The following is a 17,741-nucleotide window of genomic DNA, read 5'->3' as shown; positions in this document are numbered from 1 at the left end:
GGCGACCCGGCCCCTGAGCCGCGTACACGTGGTCATACCCGCCAACGACGAGGAGGAGCTCCTCCCCGCGGCCCTGCGCTCCGTCGCCGACGCCGTGACGCAGCTCGGCCGGTTCAGGCCAGAGATCCACGCCAGCGTCACCGTCGTGCTCGATGCCTGCGTCGACGGCTCGCGTCGAGTGGCCGAACAGTTTCCACAGGTCGCCCTGAGCGAGATCGAGCGGCGCTCGGTGGGTGCCGCCCGCGCGCACGGGGTCGTCGTCGCGACGGCCGGCGAGCCGGCGTCGGAGCTCGACCGTCTCTGGCTGGCCAGCACGGACGCGGACTGCGTGGTGCCGAGTGACTGGCTCGTGCGCCAGGTCGTGCTCGCCGACGTCGGCGTGGATCTCGTGATCGGCACCGTGGAGCCCGACGACGCCCTGGACTCGGCGACCCTCGCCCGGTGGTGGCGGCTGCACCACCTGCGTGACGGGCACCCGCACGTCCACGGCGCCAACCTGGGGGTCCGCCTGTCGGCGTACGTCGACTGCGGCGGCTTCGAGCCGGTCGCCGTCCACGAGGACGTCCGTCTCGTCGAGCGGATTCGGAGGTCCGGTGCTGCCTGCCTCGCCTCTTCGGCGGTCCACGTGCGCACCTCCGGTCGGACGCGAGGGCGCACAGCCGGAGGGTTTGCCGACTACCTCGGGGCCTTGTCCGAGCAGGAGTCGCTCACCGGGTGACGGCCACGACGTGACACCCGAACCGTCCCCGGTCCATGACGTCAGGGTTCGGCGTACGGGGCCCGAGTGTTGGGCGTCGGCGCACTGGGTACGACAGAGGTGGACGCCCCAGGGGCGACCCCCTCGTCTGCTGCCACGACCCCACTCGAAGGAGTGCTTATGTCCACCGATGCCATCGTGCTGCTCAAGCAGGACCACCAGGAGGTGCGCCAGCAGTTCCGCGCCTTCCGCAAGCCCGACCAGACTCCGGTCCAGAAGCAGAAGATCGTCGACACGATCCTCGAGCTGCTCACCGTGCACACGTACATCGAGAACGAGGTCATGTACCCGCGGGTCCGCGAGCTGCTGCCCGACCTCGAGGACGACGTGCTCGAGTCCTACGAGGAGCACCACGTCGCCGACGTGCTCTGCATGGAGCTCGCCGCGATGGACGCCACCGACGAGCGCTTCGACGCCAAGACGACCGTGCTGATCGAGAACGTCGAGCACCACATGTCCGAGGAGGAGCAGGACTGGTTCCCCAAGGTGCGCGAGGGGCTCGGTCGCAAGCAGCTGCAGGGGCTCGGCGAGGAGCTGCTCGAGGCGAAGAAGGCGGCGCCACGTCGGCCCGAGCAGCCGAGCGCGATGAAGAAGGCTGTGGACGCGGTCATCTCCTGACGGGCGCCGTCCACGACACGATCACGACATCTCCGAAGGAGACCGCCATGAGTGGCCAGATCCCTGCCGTCCCCATCGAGACGGAGCCGCAGAGCCCGTGCGACTGCGAGAACTGCCCGGACGGCTGTACCTGTGACACGTGCGCCTGCGGGGACTGCACCTGCTCGAGCTGCAGCCATTCCGCCTGACGCCCCTCCGCTGCGGACCGGGCGGCGCCAGGAGGCGAGACCCACACATCACTCCGGCGCGGGCCTCGCTCTCCCGCACCCGCGTCTCGCCGGCATCGTCCACACGCGGCCGCCGAACGCGTCGCCGGGACTTCTCACACGGCTGGTTACGCCAAAGACTCCTCGGAGCTCTGGCGCTGCCGGCGGGCGGCCAGCTCGGCCAGTAGCACCCGCTCACGCCGACGCAAGGCCGCCTCACGGCTCACCTGGCCGGGAAGGGGCCGCGGACCAGCGTGGTGTGCGTCCTCGCGCAGCCGGTCCTCGACCCGTGTGAGCTCGGCTACCAGCTCCCGGACGGTGAGCTGTGTGAGGGACTGGGAGTCATCGGCGATCACGTCGTGCGCATACCCGCTCCCGGCGGGCACAAACGCCTCGCCTGGCTTCTCGACGACGGACGACCGGGCAGCCCGACGCGGCGTCAGCCTGCATGCCATCGGGCTCAACGCCCCGCGCGCTGGGTGTGTTGTAGCCCGCGCTAGTAGTGGCACGGTTCAAGGGTCAGAGCGGTCCAACACAGCGCCGACTCCGTCATCCCGTCCCAGGGGAGATGAGTCATGGCGTAGCCGACTAACCGCCCGCGACGTGTCGTCACCGAACGCGACGTGCAGACATCCGTCCTCTTCGACCGCCTCTTCAGCGCACGCGACGACTCCGAGCGTGAGAGCGTCGTCGCGCAGATCGTCACCCCCTACCTCGACCTGTGCACGACGACGGCCGGCCGCTACGACGGCCAGCCCGCCTGCGGTGGTGCGCGAGGAGCTCGAGCAGGGACTGGGTGCAACCCCGTCGGAGGACGATCTCGCCGCGGCCGTCGACGCGTCGGTCGACGAGCTGCGAGAGGTTGCACGTGCGACGACCGCGTTCCGCCCGCTGTCGATCGACTGCTCACCGGTGGACGACGACCGTCCGAGCCTCGCCACCGTTCTCTCGCGCCCGGACGGCGAGCTCGAGCGCGCGGAGGACCGAGCCGACCTCGCCGGCGCCCTCACCGTGCTGGACGACGACGACCGCGAGCTGCTGCTCCTGCGTTACGTCGACGGCCTGACTGAAACGCGAGATCGGCGAGCTGCGTGGGGTGAGCCAGATGCACGTGTCCCGATGCCTGCGACGCATCGTGGCGGGCCTGCACGAGCACATCGCCGGTGTGGCGCACACCGGTATCCCGAACGAGCTGAGCTCCGCCTCCTGACGCGCCCGGCGCATGACCAGCGGCTCACCGAGACGACCATGGCGGGGACGCAGGTTCGCGCTCCCGGTGATCGTCGTCTTCGCGTCTGTCAGCGCCACGTCCTGGAAGGTCTCGCAACGACGGCCCGTCAGGCTGAGTGCGCGTTTCGAAGCGTCCGGGTGGGGGTACCGGCCGAGAGAGACACCGGCTCACGAAGGAGTGGACACCATGGGCGTGTGCGACCTGTGCGGCAACGACTACGACCGCAGCTTCACGATCACCCGGGGCGACCGCTCCCGGACCTACGACAGCCTGGAGTGCGCGGTCACCGACTGGGCGCCCGCCTGCGGACACTGCGGGTGCCGCGTCCTGGGCCATGGGGTGGAGAAGGGCGGAATCGTGTTCTGCTGCTCCCACTGCGCTGAGTCCCCGGTGCACGCCACGCGGACCGACCGCCCCGCCACCGGGCCGTGAGACGTCACCGATGACGGTGCTCGTGGACCGTTCCTGAGCTGACACGCTGATGGACCCGACCGTGTGGTCGGGTCCATCAGTGCAGGTGGCACGAAGTGGGGCCGGTCCACGAGTCTCGGCCGGCCTCTCACGTCGGCTGAGCGTCCGGGACGGTCAGCCCTGTGACTGGTTCCTGACGCTCTCGGCGGAGTCGGACACGCTCTCCCGCACGTCCGTCGCTGCCTGCTGCCCTTCCGCCTTGACGTCCTGGGCTGCTGACTGCGCCGTCTCCTTCACCGACTGGACGGCGTCCTGCGCAGGCTCCTTGAGGTGCTCCGCAGATTCGCTCGCCACGTCCTTGGCCACGGCCTGTGCCTGCTGCACCACAGGCTCGGCCTTGTCCTTGACCGTCTGGGACAGCTGGCGCTCCTTCTCGGAGGCGGGCAGGAGCGAGCCGAGGAGCCACCCGGCCCCCAGCGCGATGAGGCCGGCCGCCAGGGGGTTGCCCTGCGTCTTGCTCTGGACCGTCTGACTTGCCTGGCTGGCGGCATCACCGACGCTGTGGGCCATGTCTGTGGTCCGGTCTCCCGCCTCGGACGCGGACCCCATGACGCGGTCCCGCACGGCGTAGGCTCGTCCCCTGACCTTCTCGGCCTGCCGGTGCGCGACGTGTCCCGGGCTGACGGACTCACCCAGGGCGTTGACATCGCGACTCAGCTCCTCACGGGTCCGCTCGATGTCTGCCCGGATCGCGTCCGGGTCGTTGCTGGTGGTCGTGTAGTTGGTGCTCATCGTTCCTCGTTTCCCTTCAGCGCGTCCGGGACCCGCTTCGCGGTCTCCATCGTGCGCGGCAGTCCTTGGATTTCCTTGGTGGTGCGTCGTCCCATCGCCGCAAGGACCGCGGCGATGCCGGCCCACACGGCCATGACGATGACGGCGGCCCAGCCACGACTGTCAAGGGCTCGAGACAGCCACTCCCAGACGGCGACCGAGAGGAAGAGCAGCGCCATCCAGCCCGCGAGGGCAGCACCGCCGAACATGCCGGCGGCCTTGCCGGCGCGCGTCGTGGACTCCCGGACCTCGGCCTTGGCCAGCTCCACCTCCTGGCGCAGCAGGGTGCTGAGCCCTTCGCTGATGTCGGCAACCAGCTCCCCGATGGAGGCGTGCTCCGCCTTGTCCTGGGAGCTCTCGTACGAACTGTCGTACGAACTGTCGTGCCGACCCGCGGAACTGGCGTATGCCGTGCCGGCCGGCTGACCTCTCCCGGACGGGTCCGTGGTGGTGACCGCCGGGTCGGCCCCGGCATACGGGCCGGCCGCGGGTGCCCCGGGGGTGGCCGCAGCAGCCCTTCCGGTGGTGCCTTCAGGCCAGCTGCTCATCAGAGCACCCCGCTCCGGCCTTCGGTGAGGTCCCCGTCGATCGGGTCGGACGCCACGCCCCCCGTCATCGAGGTCACGGCGTGCGTGTCACTGTCGCGCACGCCCACCGTGTAGGGCTCGCTCCGCACGGGAGACTCGGACGGTGGCACCGTTGCCGGCGCAGGACCTCCCGTGCCGAGCGGCGTCGTCGCGGGACCGGCACTGCTCGCCGACCGCAGCGACGCCGGGGTGCCGGAGCTGCCACTGCCGTCGCCGGTCAGCCCACGGGTCAGTCGTCCCCCGACGACGCCGAGCACCGCAGCGCCGAGCAGGAAGGCGCCGGGCCGACGCCGCGCGAGGGAGCGCAGCTCCTCGATCATGTCCCCCGGCTGGCGGTTCTCGATCCAGTCGGCGGCGGAGCTCGCGCGGTGAGCCGCCTGTCCCACGACCTCCCCTGCGACACCCGGCTGCGAGGAGCTCGAGGCCATCTGACGCAGCTCGTCCGCGAGCGACCGGAGTCCACCCACGGCGCGCTGTCCCTGGGACGATGCCTGGTCGTCGAGCTCACCGCGTACCTGCTCGAAGAGCTGGCGCAGCTGGGTGGTGGCCTCCGACATGACGTCCTTGGCGCCCGAGGCTGCGGTCTCCGCGACGTGCCGGCTGCTGTCTGCCGCATCGGACGCGACGGACTTCGCCTCGGTCCCCACAGTCGTGCCGCCATTGGCGCCCTGCGACGGGGACGTCGAGGCCGAGGTGTAGTAGCTGTCCCCGGTCGAAGACGATCCCGGGCCGACGGTCACGTCGTCGGGCACGGTCGTCTCGTACGGTCGTTCGGTCATGGTCTGTTCCTTCCGTGGTCGCACGTCCGGGCATGCCCCTGTCTCGAGCCGCCCGCCGAGCTGGTGTTGCTAGTCACCGGGTACCCAGCCGGAGAACGTCCAAGCAGGTCCGACACAACTGGGTGTGACGGTGCGAGAACGGGTATGGCATGTGGTTACATGCTGTGACCCCAAGCGTTTTGGCGTCCTCCAGCACCGAGCCACCAGCCACGTGAGCGCATGTCGAAGAGGCCTGCGCGACCCTGCTCTCGTCGCCCCCGCTCCTCGCCCGAGGACGACGATCGTCCGGTGACCGAGCTAGACCTGCTTCCGGACGCCGGCCTCGTGGGCCACGGTGGCGAGCTCCTCACGCGTCGACGCCGTCATCGTGTCGGCGCCGGGTCCACGTCGTCCGACAGGCAGCACGGTCACGTGCTGCACGTCCTCGAGCTCGAAGGCCAGAGCGGCATACGCCGCGAGGAGGCCGAGGGCCACACCGAGCCAACCGGCGCCGGTGAGCCAGACGGGCGAGCCGGTCAGCTGACCGACGCCGGTGACGGCGAAGCGGGCGGCGCTCAGTCCCATGACGGACAGACCCGCCAGCTTGCCCGTCGCAGCCACCGTGGGCACGACCATCGCCACGGCCGAGCACACGAGCAGCACCCCGAGGGCTGGTGACGTCGCACCGGGCGGCGCGCCGAGCATCGTGAAGCCCACGGCCGCCCACGTGCCGGCCAGGACGCCCATGCCCGTCCCCGCCACCGGGTCTCGCGCCAGGAAGCCGAGGACGCTGGCAATGGCCTGGAGCGGCACGGTGAGCACGAGCACGCCGAGCGCGACGACATGGCCCTGCTCGGGTCCGATCACGCCGAGCTGGAGCATCGCGACCGTGGTCGTGGCGACCATGAGCGCGAGGAAGCCGAGCGGGAGCGGGTTGCCGACCGGCCGCACGACGACGCGGGTCTGGATCTCGTCCGGGGCCGCGGTCCGGGTGCTCATACGACCAGAGCCTGCGTCGAGGACTCCTTGATCTTGGCGTTGGCCCACGTGGCCTGCCGCTTCGTCTCCGCCTGGCAGCGCGTCGCCAGCTCGAGGAGCTCGTCGTGGACGATCGCCTGGGCGGCCTGGCCGATCATCTCCCAGTCGGTCAACACGCTCGACGCCCGGAGGTAGACGTCGCGCAGGTCACGGACCATGACCAGCTCGCTCTCAGGAGACCTGCCACCGCGCTCCGACATCCAGCGACGTGCCTCCTCGACGAGGGTCGGCGTCCCGTCCGGCGTCGGGTCCAGGTTCTCGCCGAATGATCCTGCGATGGCGGCGATCTCGCGCACGTGGCGCCAGGACCACTCGGCCAGGTGCACACCCATCTGGTGGACCTCGTGGTCAGCCCGGTGCTCATCGGCCACGCGCAACAGCGTGCGCGCCAGCTCGTTCTCGTCATGGTGCAGGTCGCGGAGGACCGTGCCGATCCTCATCGCTCCACTCCTTCTGCCGTTGCCGCGGCCACGGGGGCCGAGGCGGTGTTGTCGGGGGCGGGCGACGGTGTGCCGTCACCATCGGCCACCTTGCGCACGGCGCACGCCGCCGTCTTGAAGATGGGCTGCTTCGACGCGGGGTCCCAGTCGGTCCGGGTCAGCTCGTTGGCCGCTCGCCCGTGGTCACCCGGGCGCCACCCCTCCCCCGTGTCCCAGTAGCCGTAGTGGAACGGGAGGAAGACCACCCCGGGGCGTATGCCGCTGACCCGCACGCGCGCCCGCACCTCCCCTCTCGCCGTGGTGACCTCGGCGAGGTCGCCCTCGGCCAGGCCATACGTCTGGGCATCGGTCACCGACACCTCCACCCAGACGTCGGGCGCCGCCGCCTGCAGCTCGGGCGCCCGGGCGGTCCGGGTGCGGGTGTGGAAGTGATAGACGGTCCGACCCGTGATGAGCTGGAGCGGGTGATCCTCGTCGGGTATCTCGTGTGGAGGCCGGTAGTCGGACGACTTGATGACGGCCCGTCCGAAGGGATTGAGCGCGCGGTACTCCTGCTCCTCGACGGGCGCGCCGGTCTCGAGGTCGCGGCCGAAGGTCTCGCACTCCTCGGGTGACGCCCAGAAGGTGCCTCCGGCATACAGCCGCTCCGTGCCGTCGGGTGACTCGTCGGTGCAGGGCCACTGGATGCCGCTGCCACCACGGAGCTTGTCGTAGCTCAGGCCGCTGTAGTCGCACGGTCGACCACGGCTGCACTCACGCCAGGCGTCGAAGGCCTCTTCCGCGGTCGACCACTTCACGAGCGGCTGACCGTCCTTGTCCTGCAAGCCCATCCGTGTCGCGAAGTCGACGAAGATGTCGAGGTCGGACCGTGCCTCCCCGGGTGGGTCGACCGCCTTCTCGGAGAGGTGCACGGTGCGATCGACGTTGGTGAACGCGCCGGTCTTCTCGCCCCAGGCGGCCGCAGGCAGCACGACGTCGGCGAGCTGCGCCGTCTCGGTGAGGAAGATGTCCTGCACGACGAGGAAGAGCCGCTCCTGCGAGAGGATCGATCGCATCCGCGCCAGCTCGGGCATCGAGACGACGGGGTTGGTGCCCGAGACCCAGAGCATCCGGATGGAGCCGTCCTCGACATAGCGCATGATCTGCATGGCGTGCGTGGGCGGGGTGGCGTGCGGGATCTGCTTCGGCTCGATGTTCCAGACCCGCGCGAGGTCCTCGACGTGGGAGCGGTTGCTCCAGTTGCGGAAGCCGGCCATGTCGCCGTCGGCACCGCACTCACGGGTGTTCTGCGCGCTCGGCTGGCCGTTCATCTGCAGGATCCCGCACCCGGGTCGGCCGATCATGCCGCGCATCAGGTGGAGGTTGTTGACCTGCACTGCCGCCGCGGTCGCCTGGTGTGACTGGTAGAAGCCCTGCAGCACCGTCGAGAGCAGCGCCTCGGCCTCGCCGATGATCCGGGCTGCGGTGCGGATGTCCGCGGCCCGCACGTCGCAGATGGTGCTGACGACCTCGGGCGTGTAGCGGGTGACCGTCTTCTCGAGGTCGGCGTAGCCGACGGTGTGGGCGGTGACCCAGGCCTCGTCGACGTGTCCGTTCGCGACGATCTCGTGCAGCAGGGCGTTCATGAGCGCGACGTTCGTGCCGGGACGAGGCGCGAGGTGCACGGTCGCGGCCCGGGCCACGGGGGTGGGCCGGGGATCGACGCAGATGACCTCCGGTGGGTCGTCGCCGGCCAGCCGGTCGAGGATCCTCATCCACAGCACCGTCTGGGTCTCGGCGACGTTGTGGCCGAACAGGGCGATGACGTCGGCGTGGTCGACGTCCGTGTAGGAGCCGGGTTGCCCGTCGCTGCCGAACGACTCCTTGAGCGCCTCGGCCGCCGTGGCGGTGCAGAGGCGCGTGTTTCCGTCCACGTGGTTGGTCCGGATACCGCCGTGGGCGACGAGCGCCAGCGTGTAGTACTCCTCGAGGAAGAGCTGACCCGTCGTGTAGAAACCGACGGCACTGGGGCCCTGCTCCTCGAGCAGCGCTTGCGTCCGGCCCACCACGACGTCCATCGCCTCGTCCCACGAGCACTCGACGAGCCGGCCGTCGCGGCGCACCAGTGGACGCGTCAGCCGGTCGGGTGACTGGATCGCCTGCCAGCCGAAGAGGTCCTTGGGACCCAGCCGTCCCCGGTTGACGCGGTCGTCCGGGCGTCCCCTGACGCCCACCATCCGACCGTCGCGGACGGCGACGTCGAAGGCGTCCCCGTTCGAGTGCAGGGTCGATGCCGTCTGCACCCACCGGTCGACCTCACCGGGGCTCAGGTCGGCGGCGAGGTGTGCATCGACCCTCACGGGCCAGTCACCACCGCGTGGGTACGGTGTGCGATCCCCCCAGACATCGGCGATGCGGTCTTCGGTCGGCACAGGTGTCTCCTCGTCGGCAGGGCCGTCGGCGAGCGGCGCGGGTCAGGGCCAGAGGCCCTTCGGCCGTTGCTTACCCCGCGGGCCCTGGCTCAGTCGGAGCGGCCGACGTGCCGCGCCGACCGTCGCACGGTCAGGAGGACAGGCGTTCCACGAGACCAGCCGAGAGGGCCGCGGCCAGGGCGGCCGGCCCCTCGAAGACCTCGGTCGCGCCGGCGTCCCGGAGCTCGGCCTCGCTGAAGCCCCCGGTCAGCACTCCCACCGACGGCATGCCCGCGGCCTGAGCCGCACGGGCGTCCCATGTGGCATCACCCACCATGACGCCGGCAGACCCACCGACGCGACTCAAGGCGACCTCGAGCAGGTCGGCGGCAGGCTTGCTCTCTTCGGCGTCGTCGGCCGTCGTCCACGCATCCGCGAGAGACTCACCGTCGAAGAGGCGCAGGAAGGTCTCGACGTGCTGGGGCTGCCCGGAGCTCGCCAGCACGAGGTGGTGTCCGCGCAGCTTGACCTCCTCGAGCAGCGTCCGAGCTCCGTCGAACGGCCTGACCTCCTCGATGAGCCGGTCGAACTCGCGAGTCCACTGGTCGCGCAGCGCCTCCCCGAGACGCTACTCGGCGGCGTCCCCCGCCACGTGGGCGACGAGCTTGTCGCCTCCCATGCCGATCGCACGGTGGATCCGCCAGAGCGGCACGGTCAGGTCGTACTGCGCGAACGCTCGCGCCCACGCCACAGCGTGGTGGTAGTTGCTGTCGACCAGAGTGCCGTCCACGTCGAGGATCACGGTGTCAGCCCAGGGACGGTCTGGCGGGCCTCCGCGGTCAGGCGCTGGAGGTCCTGGCGTAGGTCGACGTCGCCATAGCGCTCCAGCTCCATCAGCGCCTCGTCTGTCTCGGGTATCGGTTCCACCGTCTCTCCATCGGCGCGTCTCGGGTACGGGTCGCCTGGGTCAGGCGCGCCCAGCGGCAGGTAGCCCCTACCTCGACACGTGTGCCCCCGGGGCCGGGTTTCGAAACAGCACGGGCCGAGTCGCAATGGCGGTCGCAGGATGGATCGAGGCCCGGTGGGTACGTGCACGTGGAGTCGGCACCAGCCGCTCGTGACCGACGCGACGGTGATTCGAACCGGAGTTGCCGCCCCTGACCCGTCTCGGCGCGCAGAGCGTGACCGCAGACTGACGGGAGCCCACCCGGATGAACGACACGACGACCACGAACCCGAACGTGCCCGGCTACCTCCGGGGGGTGGCCGAGGACTTCGACCGCCTCGGCCGTCAGCTTGCCCGGGCAAGCGCGAAGAACGCGTTCGCGGCGGTGACGCGCATCGCCGTCGAGCGGGTGCCCAGCGCGAGATCCGCCAGCATCACGACGTTGAGCCACAACCGGTTCGCCACGGCGGCCTCCTCCGACGACGTGGCCCGCGAGGCGGACGCGATCCAGTACGAGCTGGGTTCGGGCCCGTGCGTCGACGCCATCGTCGAGCACACGATCTACCAGCCCAAGGACCTCGCCACAGACGAGCGGTGGCCGGAGTACGGCAGGCGCGTGGCGGACGAGCTCGGCTTGAGGAGCATGTTGTCCTTCCGGATGAACCTCGAGGAGACGACCCTCATCGCAGGGCTCAACTTCTACGCCGACGAGCCGAACGCGTTCGACGAGCAGGATCTCGCCGAGGGCCTGCTGCTCACCACCCATGCCGCGCAGTCCGTCATGGTTGCCCATCTGCGCGAGCGCGTCGACAACCTCGAGCGGGCGCTGACCTCCAACCGCGACATCGGGACGGCCGTGGGCGTGCTCGTCGCGCAGCACAAGCTGACCCGCGACCAGGCGTTCGACCTGCTGCGCATCGCGAGCCAGAACACCAACCGGAAGCTGCACGACGTCGCTCTCGACGTCATCGACACCGGCGCCCTCGACGTCACCCCCCACGGACGGTAGGAGGACGTCCCTGCGGGCCATCCGGCATACGACAGCCCTTCTCCTGGACCACGTCAGGGTCAACCGGCCGGGCGCACGGCCTCGGTGGAGCTCGAGTCCCGCTCGACGCGGTCGATCTCTCCCGGAATGGCACGCGGCACGTCGCGGGCCAGGAAGCCGGGGCGGTCCTCGCGCAGCCGCGCGCCCGCATGGGCGTGCAGCCACGACGTCCACACGGCGGCCTGCGCCGGCGACGCACCCTTGGCCATGAGGCCGGCAGCACATCCGGCCTTCACGTCACCCGAACCGGCCGTCGCCAGGTCCGAGGGGCCCGAGTCGCACGACCACGCCTCACCCTCGGGCGAGACGATGTAGGAGACCTCTCCCCCGCTCAGGACGACCGCGCCGGTCCGGTCGGCGACCGTGCCCGTCGCGCGGAGCTGCGCGCGCGTGACCTCCTCCTCAGACCGCTCGAGGAGGGCGGCCACCTCGGTGACGTTGGGGGTGAGCAGCACCCGCCCGTCCAGATGTCGCACTCCGTCACGGTGACCCGTCAGGTAGGCGGTGCCCAGAGCGTCCAGCACGAGGCCTGCGTCAAGATGCGGAACGATTTGCGCTGCAAAGAGGCTCGCATCGCGGGGCTTGCCCAGACCGGGCCCGAGGACGACGACGTCGGCGCCCGCTGCCAGCTCGAGCACGCGGTCGGCACCGGCCACTGCCAGCTCACCGTCGTGCAGGACGGGAAGACCCTCGACGAAGGCCTCGGGCAGCGCGACGGCCAGGGCCGCGGCGGTGTCGGCGGCCGTGGCCACCTGCACCTTGCCGGCGCCCACCCGTAGCGCAGCCTCCGCGACGAGCAGGACCGCGCCCGGTGTCTGGCGTGCCCCGCCGACGACCAGGACGGTGCCGTGGTCGGACTTGTCCCCATCCGGATCGGGCAGAGGCCACCCACGCAGCAGCTCACGGTCCACGCGTACGGGACGCTCGACGGCCACGTCACCCCCTCCTCTCGTGCACCTCGAGGGCGGGCGGCTCCTCGGCAGCCTCCTCGTGCGTCTCCTCGACGGCGGCCCCCTCGAGGTGGCGGGTGTCGGCGAAGGACTCGAGCTCGAGCTGTCCGTCCGAGCCTCGCCGGTAGCGCGTCACGGAGCAGTTGCCGAGAGGTTGGGTCCGGTCCACGTCGAGGAGCGTCGTCTCGTCGAGCCCTTCCAGGGCGAGGCGAAAGCTCATGATGACCGCCTGGTGGGTGAAGATCCAGACCCGACGACCTGCGTGGGCCTGAGCCAGGTCGAGCAGGACATGACGCACTCGCAGGGCGACGTCGGTCCAGCTCTCACCACCCGGCGGCCGGTAGTAGAACTTGCCGAGCCGCGTCCTCCTGTCGGCCTCCTCGGGGTAGCTCTCGCGGATCCCCACCCCGGTGAGGCCGTCGAAGACCCCGAGGTCACGCTCGCGCAGACGCTCGTCCCACACCGGCGCCATGCCGACGGCCTCGGCGACGATGCGCGCCGTGCTCGCCGCCCTCAGGTACGGCGAGCTCATCATGACGTCCGGTCGCGGCCTCTCCGCCTTCGCGACGTGCCGAGCCAGTACCGTGGCCTGTCGCTCACCGCGCTCGGACAGGGGCGTGTCCGGGTCCCGGGTGCCGAGCTCCAGGCGGCCGGCACCGGCACGCCGCGCCTGCGCGTCGGCGAGGTTGCCCACGCTCTCGCCGTGACGCACCAGGACGAGCGACTCGACCTGGGCGGACGTCGTCCGAGCGCCGACGTCCGTCAGCACCGGGACCGGCTTCCCGCGCGGCGGGGTGTCGCCCGGGCAGGTGCTGTGTCGCTCAGGTCTCTGCATGCCCGACAGGTACCCGCGGTCGCCGGCGCAAAACACCCGCCTCGGCCGCAACCGCCTTGTTGGACGTTGGACAGATCGCTTCCGTGGCGGCGACCCGGTGGGAGTTTCGGAGGTGCGGTTCCGGCCTTGAAGACACAGGGCCGGCGCCGCCGCGATCGTGTCGGCCCGGGACGCGTTCGTCGCGGCCATCGAGAGGACGGCCACAGACGGACGGCGACAGACGGACGGCGACAGACGGACGGCGTCAGTGCCGTAGTGCCGCGGCGAGCGCCTCCGGGTCGGCGACCGTCACCGTCGCGGCCGGGTGACGAAGCAGGCCCGTGGGCTCGATCGCACGGACCTTCTCGACGAACGAGATGCACAGCCCCCGCCGCGAGTTCGTCGCGAACGTGACGCCACGGTCGGCGAGCGACAGGTGGGCCGGACCCGCCGTCCGCACGAGGGAGTACCCCGTCGTGACCTGCGTGCCCGCGACGTTGGCGAGGGGCGTCCTGAGTCGCCAGGGGCCGAACCGGACGAGCAACTCGTCGTCGGTGACGACGACCCGCGCCGTGGCCGGTCTGATCCCGAAGACCATGCCCGGTAGGCGGTAGCGGCCTTCGAAGGCGAAGTCGAACTCGCGCGTCACGCCCGTTCCCCCGGGCGGGACGGGTTGTCGAGCAGGCCGGGGACGCCGCGCTGCTGCTCACCCAGGTAGGCGTCGAGCACGAGGAGACCGGCGGTGGTCACGGGTGTGGCCCATCGCAGCCAGGCCATGCGCTGCCCGAGGGTTCGCGCCGCTTGCCGTGACGCCGGATCCGACTCCGCGCGCTCGAGCGCATCGCTGAGCTCCGCGTCGGAGCGGTACGCCTCGGCGCTCACCGCGAGCGCGGCACCCGTCAGTGCCGTCTTGAGGACGACGGCGACCGCGGTCGGGCGGTGCGCGACGACGCGACGCCTGTTGTCGACGACGACGGCGACCCCGCTCAGCAGGTGAAGGCCGATGGCCAGCCCCTGGGCCGGACCCCACCGCCGCCGTGCTGCTTCGGCCATCGCGAGCCCCCCACGTGCCTCGTCGTCCTCCCGCGAGACCTCGTCGAGCGCCACCGCGCTGGCCAGTGAGCCGCCGAACCACGCCGCGTTGGTGAGCACGTGCGTCGAGCGGACAAGAGTGCTGTATGCCGTCATGCGGAGTCCTTGGTCCGGTGCCGCCGTGCCGGCGACGCGTTGCGGGGTGGGACTCTGCCGTACCCGCTTCGCGCCGCAGGAGACCCGAGCGGTGCGGCAATTCGCGACGTGCTCGCCATGCGCGTCTCCAGCCGCGGACGTCTCGCTGCCTCGGTGGGTGGACCTTTGACATGATGGCGAGCGTGAGTGGACCGTGGCAGCGACGCGTTGAGCTGTGATGCTGCCACCGGGTGATGCCGATGGGGACCGGACAACCGCGACCCGTGCCCTCCTGGCAGAGCTCGGCACGGCCATGATCGCGACCGGGCAGCCGGTCCAGGAGATCGAGGAGGAGCTGGCGGAGGTCGGCTCCCGGCTGGGCTTCCCGGACGTCCAGACCGCAGTCGGCCCCACAGGACTGCTCGTCACCCTGAAGGCGGGAGACCCCGCCACGTATCGTTCGGCTCCCGCTGGCCTGCGCCTCCACCAGTCCGCGAGCGTCCGCCTCATCCGCCATCAGCTGGTCCACGGCGGCCTGGCGACCGGCGCCGCCCGGGAGCAGCTCGCGGCGGTCGCTCGGCGTCCAGTCGGACAGCCGTTGTGGCTGGTCGCGCTGGCGTGGCCCGTGCTGGCCGTCGGCATCTCGCTGATCCTGCAACCGGGTTGGGCCAACATCGTTGCGGCCGCGGCGGGGTCGGTCCTCGTCTTTGCGCTCGTCCAGCTGGCCGAGCGGTACGAGGTCGTCAGGGCGCTGCTCCCCACCCTTGCCGCGTTCGTGGTGTCGCTGGCCATCTTCGGCGCCGCTGACGCCGGACTGCTCGAGGGTCCGTTGCGCACGGTCCTGCCCCCGCTGGCGGTCCTTCTCCCCGGAGCGCTCGTCGTCAACGGCTTGTCGGAGCTCGCCGCCGGGCACATGCAGGCGGGCTCGGCCCGGCTGACCTACGGGCTGGCCCAGCTCGGGTTGTTCGCGCTGGGACTGCTCATGGCCACCGCCCTGCTGCGCGTGCCCGCCTCCACCCTGGTCAACCTCCGGGTGGACGAGATCGGCTGGGCCGGCGCTGCCGTGGGTCTGGTGCTCATCGGATCGAGCATCTGCCTGATGGAGGGCGTTCCCCTCCGCATGCAGGGGTGGGTCCTGCTGGTGCTCAGTCTCGCCTTCGGCGCCCAGCTCGTCGGGCAGGAGGTGGGCTCGATCGGGCTCGGTGGCTTCCTGGGGGCCATCGCGGCCAGCCTCGGAGCGAGCGTGGTCGAGTTGCGACGCCCACAGCTGCCCCGCCTCGTGCTCTTCCTCCCGGCATTCTGGCTGCTCGTGCCCGGGAGCCTGGGCCTGGTCGGTGTGACCGAGCTCGCGGCGGGTCGCGAGTCGGCCACCGACGTCGCCCTCGGGCTGCTGGGCGTTGCCATCGCGATCTCGCTCGGCCTGCTGGTGGGCTCCTCCGTGGGCCGGGCCCTGCGTGGGCGTCGCGCCGCGCCCGCAGCATAGACGTCAGTCCGTCAGTCCGTCAGTCCGTCAGTCCGTCAGGGGCGTCAGCGTCACCATCGGTGAGGCGCTCACCCAGTCGTCGATGGAGTACGCCTGCGCCGCGTACCACGGCTGAATCCGCCACGCCTGCTCGACGACATGTCGCCGCGTGGCCGGATCCGTCACCTCGTCCGCCACGACCTGCAGGTCGCTCACCGGCTCACCCAGATGCAGCACCGCCTCTCGGTGGCCGCGCAGGTTGGCCAGCCAGTGCCTCGAGCCGGGAGTGCCGGTCAGGACGATCTGCGCGTCGACGACGACGTACCAGATCTCGATCCTGCTGACCCTGCCGCTACGGCGCCCGAGCGTGCTGATCTCGCACGTACCTGTCGGGGGCAGCTCCGCCACATCCATTCTCGAAGGCTAGGGACCATCCCGGCATCCGTGGCTCGCAACGCGTCCACTCGGCGCGTCCCGTCTGATCTGGAGTGGGCGTCCGTCCCTTCGCGCCGGGCTGCGGCGTCAGGTCCGCGCCTGCCGATCCGCCAGGACCAGACCCGCGGCCCACCCCGGCGCCCGGCCTCCGGCCGGCGGCCCGATCGCCTCCATGTCGTGGCCGGTCCGCGCCAGCGCCCAGGCCACTGCCGAGTTGGAGTTCCACATCTCGCCCGCAGACAGCTCGTCCCTGCCCCAGGTCAGCACGGGCAGCGCTCGGAGCACCTCGACCACGGCTGCGACCCTTTGCGGGTCGTCCGTGGTGCGCAGCGGGCTGCCGACGGCTTCGGCGATATCCGGAATGAAACCCCCTGGCCAGACACGCATCTCATAGCGAAACGCGCGGAAGCGGCCGAGCCACCGCGAGCCGACAGGCCCCTCGGCGAGGACGCCACGATCGGTGTCCTCGACGTTCCACACCGGACCCATCTCGACGGCATAGGCGACGCCCTCGAGACTGATCATCAGGGCGCAGTGGTAGAGGTCCGCCGCAGCGCGGTGGTGTCGCCGCGCCGAGCCCTCTTCATAGAGGCGGCCGCACCATCGCACGACGTGGCCTCCCGCCCCGAGCGGAAGCCAGAACAGATCGACCGAGGCACCGGCAGGTTCATCGAGCACGCCTTCCACTCTCGCCCGATCCCGAGCGGGCGGTAAGGGGCGAAGGTCACGTCCGAGCGACGCGGTGACCAAACGTACGAATCCCACCGATGACGGTCAGCCGATCAGGCGGTGCGGCGGCCGTGATCCACGAGGTCGGCACGCAGGGCCCGAGGGTCGGCGCCGATCGCCCTGATCAGCATGGTGACCGCCTCGTCGTCGACGCGCAGCACGCCGAGGGCGATGTGTTCGGTGCGGATCTCGCGCGCTCCGGCGCGGATTGCCTCGCGCAGTGCCAGCTCGAGCACCTTCTTCGAGCCGCGCCCGAATGGGATGTGACCGCCCCACCCGAAGCGTCCACGAGCGGTGTCCAGGTCGTCGTCGCCCTCATCCGACGCAGCTCGGCCGGCGGGGGGCGTGGGCCCTGCGGCCGGCTCGTCGAGTGCCCCGTGGCCGAACTGGCGCTCGACGGCCTCACGGATGGAGTCGAGGTCGATGCCGAGGGTCCGGAGCGCCGCAGCATCGTCCTCGCCCAGCGGGGCGGGCGGAGCGGACGGCACGACGCCGAGGCACTCCGCGACGGCATCCGTCGTGATGCCGTGGGCGGAGAGGACGTCATGGACGCCGCTGCCCTCTTCGGTCAGGGCGAGGAGGAGGTGGACCGGGCGTACCTCGTCGGCTCCGAGCTCGCGACAGAGGTCCTGGGTCGAGACCACGACGGCGCGAGCATCACGGGCAAAGCGTTCGAACACGGGTCTACCTCCGGGCGTGCTTGCGGTGGACGGTCTGCTTCGTGACGCCGAGCGCGTCGGCGATCTCCTGCCACGACCAGCCCTTGCCCCGGGCGTTGCGCACCTGCAGGGCCTCGAGCTGGTCAAGGAGACGACCCAGCGCGGCCACCGCCCGCAGCCCGACCGTCGGGTCGGTGCTGTCGAGGTCGCCCGCGAGGTCGGCGGCGGTTCTGGTCATGCCTGTCAGCATATGCTGACAGGCGG

General features: G+C 71.0%; 21 protein-coding genes and 1 pseudogene. 5 read left to right on the top strand and 17 right to left on the bottom strand.

Going from position 1 to position 17,741, the window contains the following annotated elements; translation table 11 throughout:
- Positions 1-28 precede the first annotated feature (28 nt).
- From ASG96_RS11275 to ASG96_RS24645, 3 genes and pseudogenes are all read left to right on the top strand, one after another.
- A complete protein-coding gene (locus ASG96_RS11275) occupies positions 29-718 on the top strand; it encodes a glycosyltransferase family 2 protein (protein ID WP_235509142.1) in 690 nt (229 codons plus the stop codon).
- Positions 719-877: 159 nt separating this feature from the next.
- Entirely contained in the window at positions 878-1,375 is a 498-nt protein-coding gene (locus ASG96_RS11270) for a hemerythrin domain-containing protein (protein ID WP_056758407.1), read from the top strand.
- A gap of 497 nt (positions 1,376-1,872) precedes the next feature.
- Positions 1,873-2,451, top strand: a pseudogene (locus tag ASG96_RS24645) (hypothetical protein); the annotation flags it as partial.
- A gap of 36 nt (positions 2,452-2,487) precedes the next feature.
- On the opposite strand, the gene ASG96_RS24210 reads toward ASG96_RS24645, so the two are convergent.
- From ASG96_RS24210 to ASG96_RS24200, 9 genes are all read right to left on the bottom strand, one after another.
- Positions 2,488-2,889, bottom strand: coding sequence for a hypothetical protein (locus ASG96_RS24210; protein ID WP_057587966.1), 402 nt, complete (start codon positions 2,887-2,889; stop codon positions 2,488-2,490).
- Between the two features lie 508 nt (positions 2,890-3,397).
- Positions 3,398-4,015: a DUF3618 domain-containing protein gene (locus ASG96_RS11245; RefSeq protein ID WP_057587965.1), complete on the bottom strand. Its 618-nt coding sequence runs from the start codon at positions 4,013-4,015 to the stop codon at positions 3,398-3,400.
- The gene (locus tag ASG96_RS24640; protein WP_082591735.1) at positions 4,012-4,602 is read right to left on the bottom strand and encodes a phage holin family protein; all 591 of its coding nucleotides are present in this window, start codon (positions 4,600-4,602) and stop codon (positions 4,012-4,014) included. The genes ASG96_RS11245 and ASG96_RS24640 overlap by 4 nt, the downstream gene beginning before the upstream one ends.
- Complete coding sequence (locus ASG96_RS11235) at positions 4,602-5,420, bottom strand: hypothetical protein (RefSeq protein WP_057587964.1); 819 nt, start codon at positions 5,418-5,420, stop codon at positions 4,602-4,604. Before ASG96_RS11235 ends, ASG96_RS24640 begins: the two co-directional genes overlap by 1 nt.
- A gap of 297 nt (positions 5,421-5,717) precedes the next feature.
- Positions 5,718-6,398: a GPR1/FUN34/YaaH family transporter gene (locus ASG96_RS11230; RefSeq protein ID WP_056758425.1), complete on the bottom strand. Its 681-nt coding sequence runs from the start codon at positions 6,396-6,398 to the stop codon at positions 5,718-5,720.
- Positions 6,395-6,877, bottom strand: coding sequence for a hypothetical protein (locus tag ASG96_RS11225; RefSeq protein WP_057587963.1), 483 nt, complete (start codon positions 6,875-6,877; stop codon positions 6,395-6,397). Before ASG96_RS11225 ends, ASG96_RS11230 begins: the two co-directional genes overlap by 4 nt.
- On the bottom strand, positions 6,874-9,288 hold the full coding sequence (locus ASG96_RS11220; RefSeq protein WP_057587962.1) for a molybdopterin oxidoreductase family protein: 2,415 nt from the start codon (positions 9,286-9,288) through the stop codon (positions 6,874-6,876). Before ASG96_RS11220 ends, ASG96_RS11225 begins: the two co-directional genes overlap by 4 nt.
- A gap of 130 nt (positions 9,289-9,418) precedes the next feature.
- Complete coding sequence (locus ASG96_RS11215; RefSeq protein WP_255359592.1) at positions 9,419-9,880, bottom strand: HAD family hydrolase; 462 nt, start codon at positions 9,878-9,880, stop codon at positions 9,419-9,421.
- A gap of 15 nt (positions 9,881-9,895) precedes the next feature.
- A complete protein-coding gene (locus ASG96_RS24200; RefSeq protein WP_235509141.1) occupies positions 9,896-10,069 on the bottom strand; it encodes an HAD family hydrolase in 174 nt (57 codons plus the stop codon).
- A gap of 409 nt (positions 10,070-10,478) precedes the next feature.
- Here ASG96_RS24200 and ASG96_RS11210 point away from each other — a divergent pair, with 409 nt between their 5' ends.
- Positions 10,479-11,222 (top strand): GAF and ANTAR domain-containing protein, encoded by a 744-nt coding sequence (locus tag ASG96_RS11210; RefSeq protein ID WP_056758434.1) that lies wholly within the window; start codon positions 10,479-10,481, stop codon positions 11,220-11,222.
- A gap of 59 nt (positions 11,223-11,281) precedes the next feature.
- Here the strand turns inward: ASG96_RS11210 and ASG96_RS11205 are convergent, their stop codons facing one another.
- From ASG96_RS11205 to ASG96_RS11190, 4 genes are all read right to left on the bottom strand, one after another.
- Entirely contained in the window at positions 11,282-12,196 is a 915-nt protein-coding gene (locus tag ASG96_RS11205) for an NAD(P)H-hydrate dehydratase (RefSeq protein WP_082591734.1), read from the bottom strand.
- Position 12,197: 1 nt separating this feature from the next.
- A complete protein-coding gene (locus ASG96_RS11200) occupies positions 12,198-12,980 on the bottom strand; it encodes a histidine phosphatase family protein (RefSeq protein ID WP_235509140.1) in 783 nt (260 codons plus the stop codon).
- 310 nt (positions 12,981-13,290) lie between these two features.
- Positions 13,291-13,674 (bottom strand): hypothetical protein, encoded by a 384-nt coding sequence (locus ASG96_RS11195; protein WP_056758440.1) that lies wholly within the window; start codon positions 13,672-13,674, stop codon positions 13,291-13,293.
- A complete protein-coding gene (locus tag ASG96_RS11190) occupies positions 13,671-14,213 on the bottom strand; it encodes a hypothetical protein (protein ID WP_057587961.1) in 543 nt (180 codons plus the stop codon). The genes ASG96_RS11195 and ASG96_RS11190 overlap by 4 nt, the downstream gene beginning before the upstream one ends.
- Positions 14,214-14,430: 217 nt before the next feature.
- Here ASG96_RS11190 and ASG96_RS11185 point away from each other — a divergent pair, with 217 nt between their 5' ends.
- Positions 14,431-15,675 carry a threonine/serine exporter ThrE family protein gene (locus ASG96_RS11185; protein WP_057587960.1) on the top strand — a complete coding sequence of 415 codons (1,245 nt, stop codon included), beginning with the start codon at positions 14,431-14,433 and terminating at the stop codon, positions 15,673-15,675.
- Positions 15,676-15,702: 27 nt separating this feature from the next.
- Here ASG96_RS11185 and ASG96_RS11180 read toward each other — a convergent pair whose 3' ends face one another.
- The 4 genes from ASG96_RS11180 to ASG96_RS11165 all read right to left on the bottom strand — a co-directional run bounded on the left by ASG96_RS11180 (position 15,703) and on the right by ASG96_RS11165 (position 17,715).
- Positions 15,703-16,068, bottom strand: a complete 366-nt coding sequence (locus ASG96_RS11180) for a hypothetical protein (RefSeq protein ID WP_057587959.1) — start codon at positions 16,066-16,068, stop codon at positions 15,703-15,705.
- Positions 16,069-16,176: 108 nt separating this feature from the next.
- Positions 16,177-16,776, bottom strand: coding sequence for a hypothetical protein (locus tag ASG96_RS11175; RefSeq protein WP_057587958.1), 600 nt, complete (start codon positions 16,774-16,776; stop codon positions 16,177-16,179).
- A gap of 95 nt (positions 16,777-16,871) precedes the next feature.
- Positions 16,872-17,498: a Clp protease N-terminal domain-containing protein gene (locus tag ASG96_RS24545; protein ID WP_056758453.1), complete on the bottom strand. Its 627-nt coding sequence runs from the start codon at positions 17,496-17,498 to the stop codon at positions 16,872-16,874.
- Between the two features lie 4 nt (positions 17,499-17,502).
- Positions 17,503-17,715, bottom strand: coding sequence for a helix-turn-helix domain-containing protein (locus ASG96_RS11165; RefSeq protein WP_056758945.1), 213 nt, complete (start codon positions 17,713-17,715; stop codon positions 17,503-17,505).
- Positions 17,716-17,741: the final 26 nt, after the last annotated feature.

The organism is Terrabacter sp. Soil810 (assembly GCF_001429645.1).
GTDB lineage: Bacteria > Actinomycetota > Actinomycetes > Actinomycetales > Dermatophilaceae > Terrabacter.
The sequence above is the reverse complement of the archived record's forward strand: the minus strand, read 5'-3'. Positions and strand labels throughout refer to the sequence as shown.

Excerpts from the sequence above, each read along its gene's own strand:
- ASG96_RS11185 (WP_057587960.1), top strand. The coding sequence starts at position 14,431 with ATGCTGCCACCGGGTGATGCCGATGGGGACCGGACAACCGCGACCCGT.
- ASG96_RS11190 (WP_057587961.1), bottom strand. The coding sequence starts at position 14,213 with ATGACGGCATACAGCACTCTTGTCCGCTCGACGCACGTGCTCACCAAC.
- ASG96_RS11245 (WP_057587965.1), bottom strand. The coding sequence starts at position 4,015 with ATGAGCACCAACTACACGACCACCAGCAACGACCCGGACGCGATCCGG.
- ASG96_RS11230 (WP_056758425.1), bottom strand. The coding sequence starts at position 6,398 with ATGAGCACCCGGACCGCGGCCCCGGACGAGATCCAGACCCGCGTCGTC.
- ASG96_RS11235 (WP_057587964.1), bottom strand. The coding sequence starts at position 5,420 with ATGACCGAACGACCGTACGAGACGACCGTGCCCGACGACGTGACCGTC.
- ASG96_RS11225 (WP_057587963.1), bottom strand. The coding sequence starts at position 6,877 with ATGAGGATCGGCACGGTCCTCCGCGACCTGCACCATGACGAGAACGAG.
- ASG96_RS11270 (WP_056758407.1), top strand. The coding sequence starts at position 878 with ATGTCCACCGATGCCATCGTGCTGCTCAAGCAGGACCACCAGGAGGTG.
- ASG96_RS11210 (WP_056758434.1), top strand. The coding sequence starts at position 10,479 with ATGAACGACACGACGACCACGAACCCGAACGTGCCCGGCTACCTCCGG.
- ASG96_RS11180 (WP_057587959.1), bottom strand. The coding sequence starts at position 16,068 with ATGGATGTGGCGGAGCTGCCCCCGACAGGTACGTGCGAGATCAGCACG.
- ASG96_RS24640 (WP_082591735.1), bottom strand. The coding sequence starts at position 4,602 with ATGAGCAGCTGGCCTGAAGGCACCACCGGAAGGGCTGCTGCGGCCACC.
- ASG96_RS11165 (WP_056758945.1), bottom strand. The coding sequence starts at position 17,715 with ATGACCAGAACCGCCGCCGACCTCGCGGGCGACCTCGACAGCACCGAC.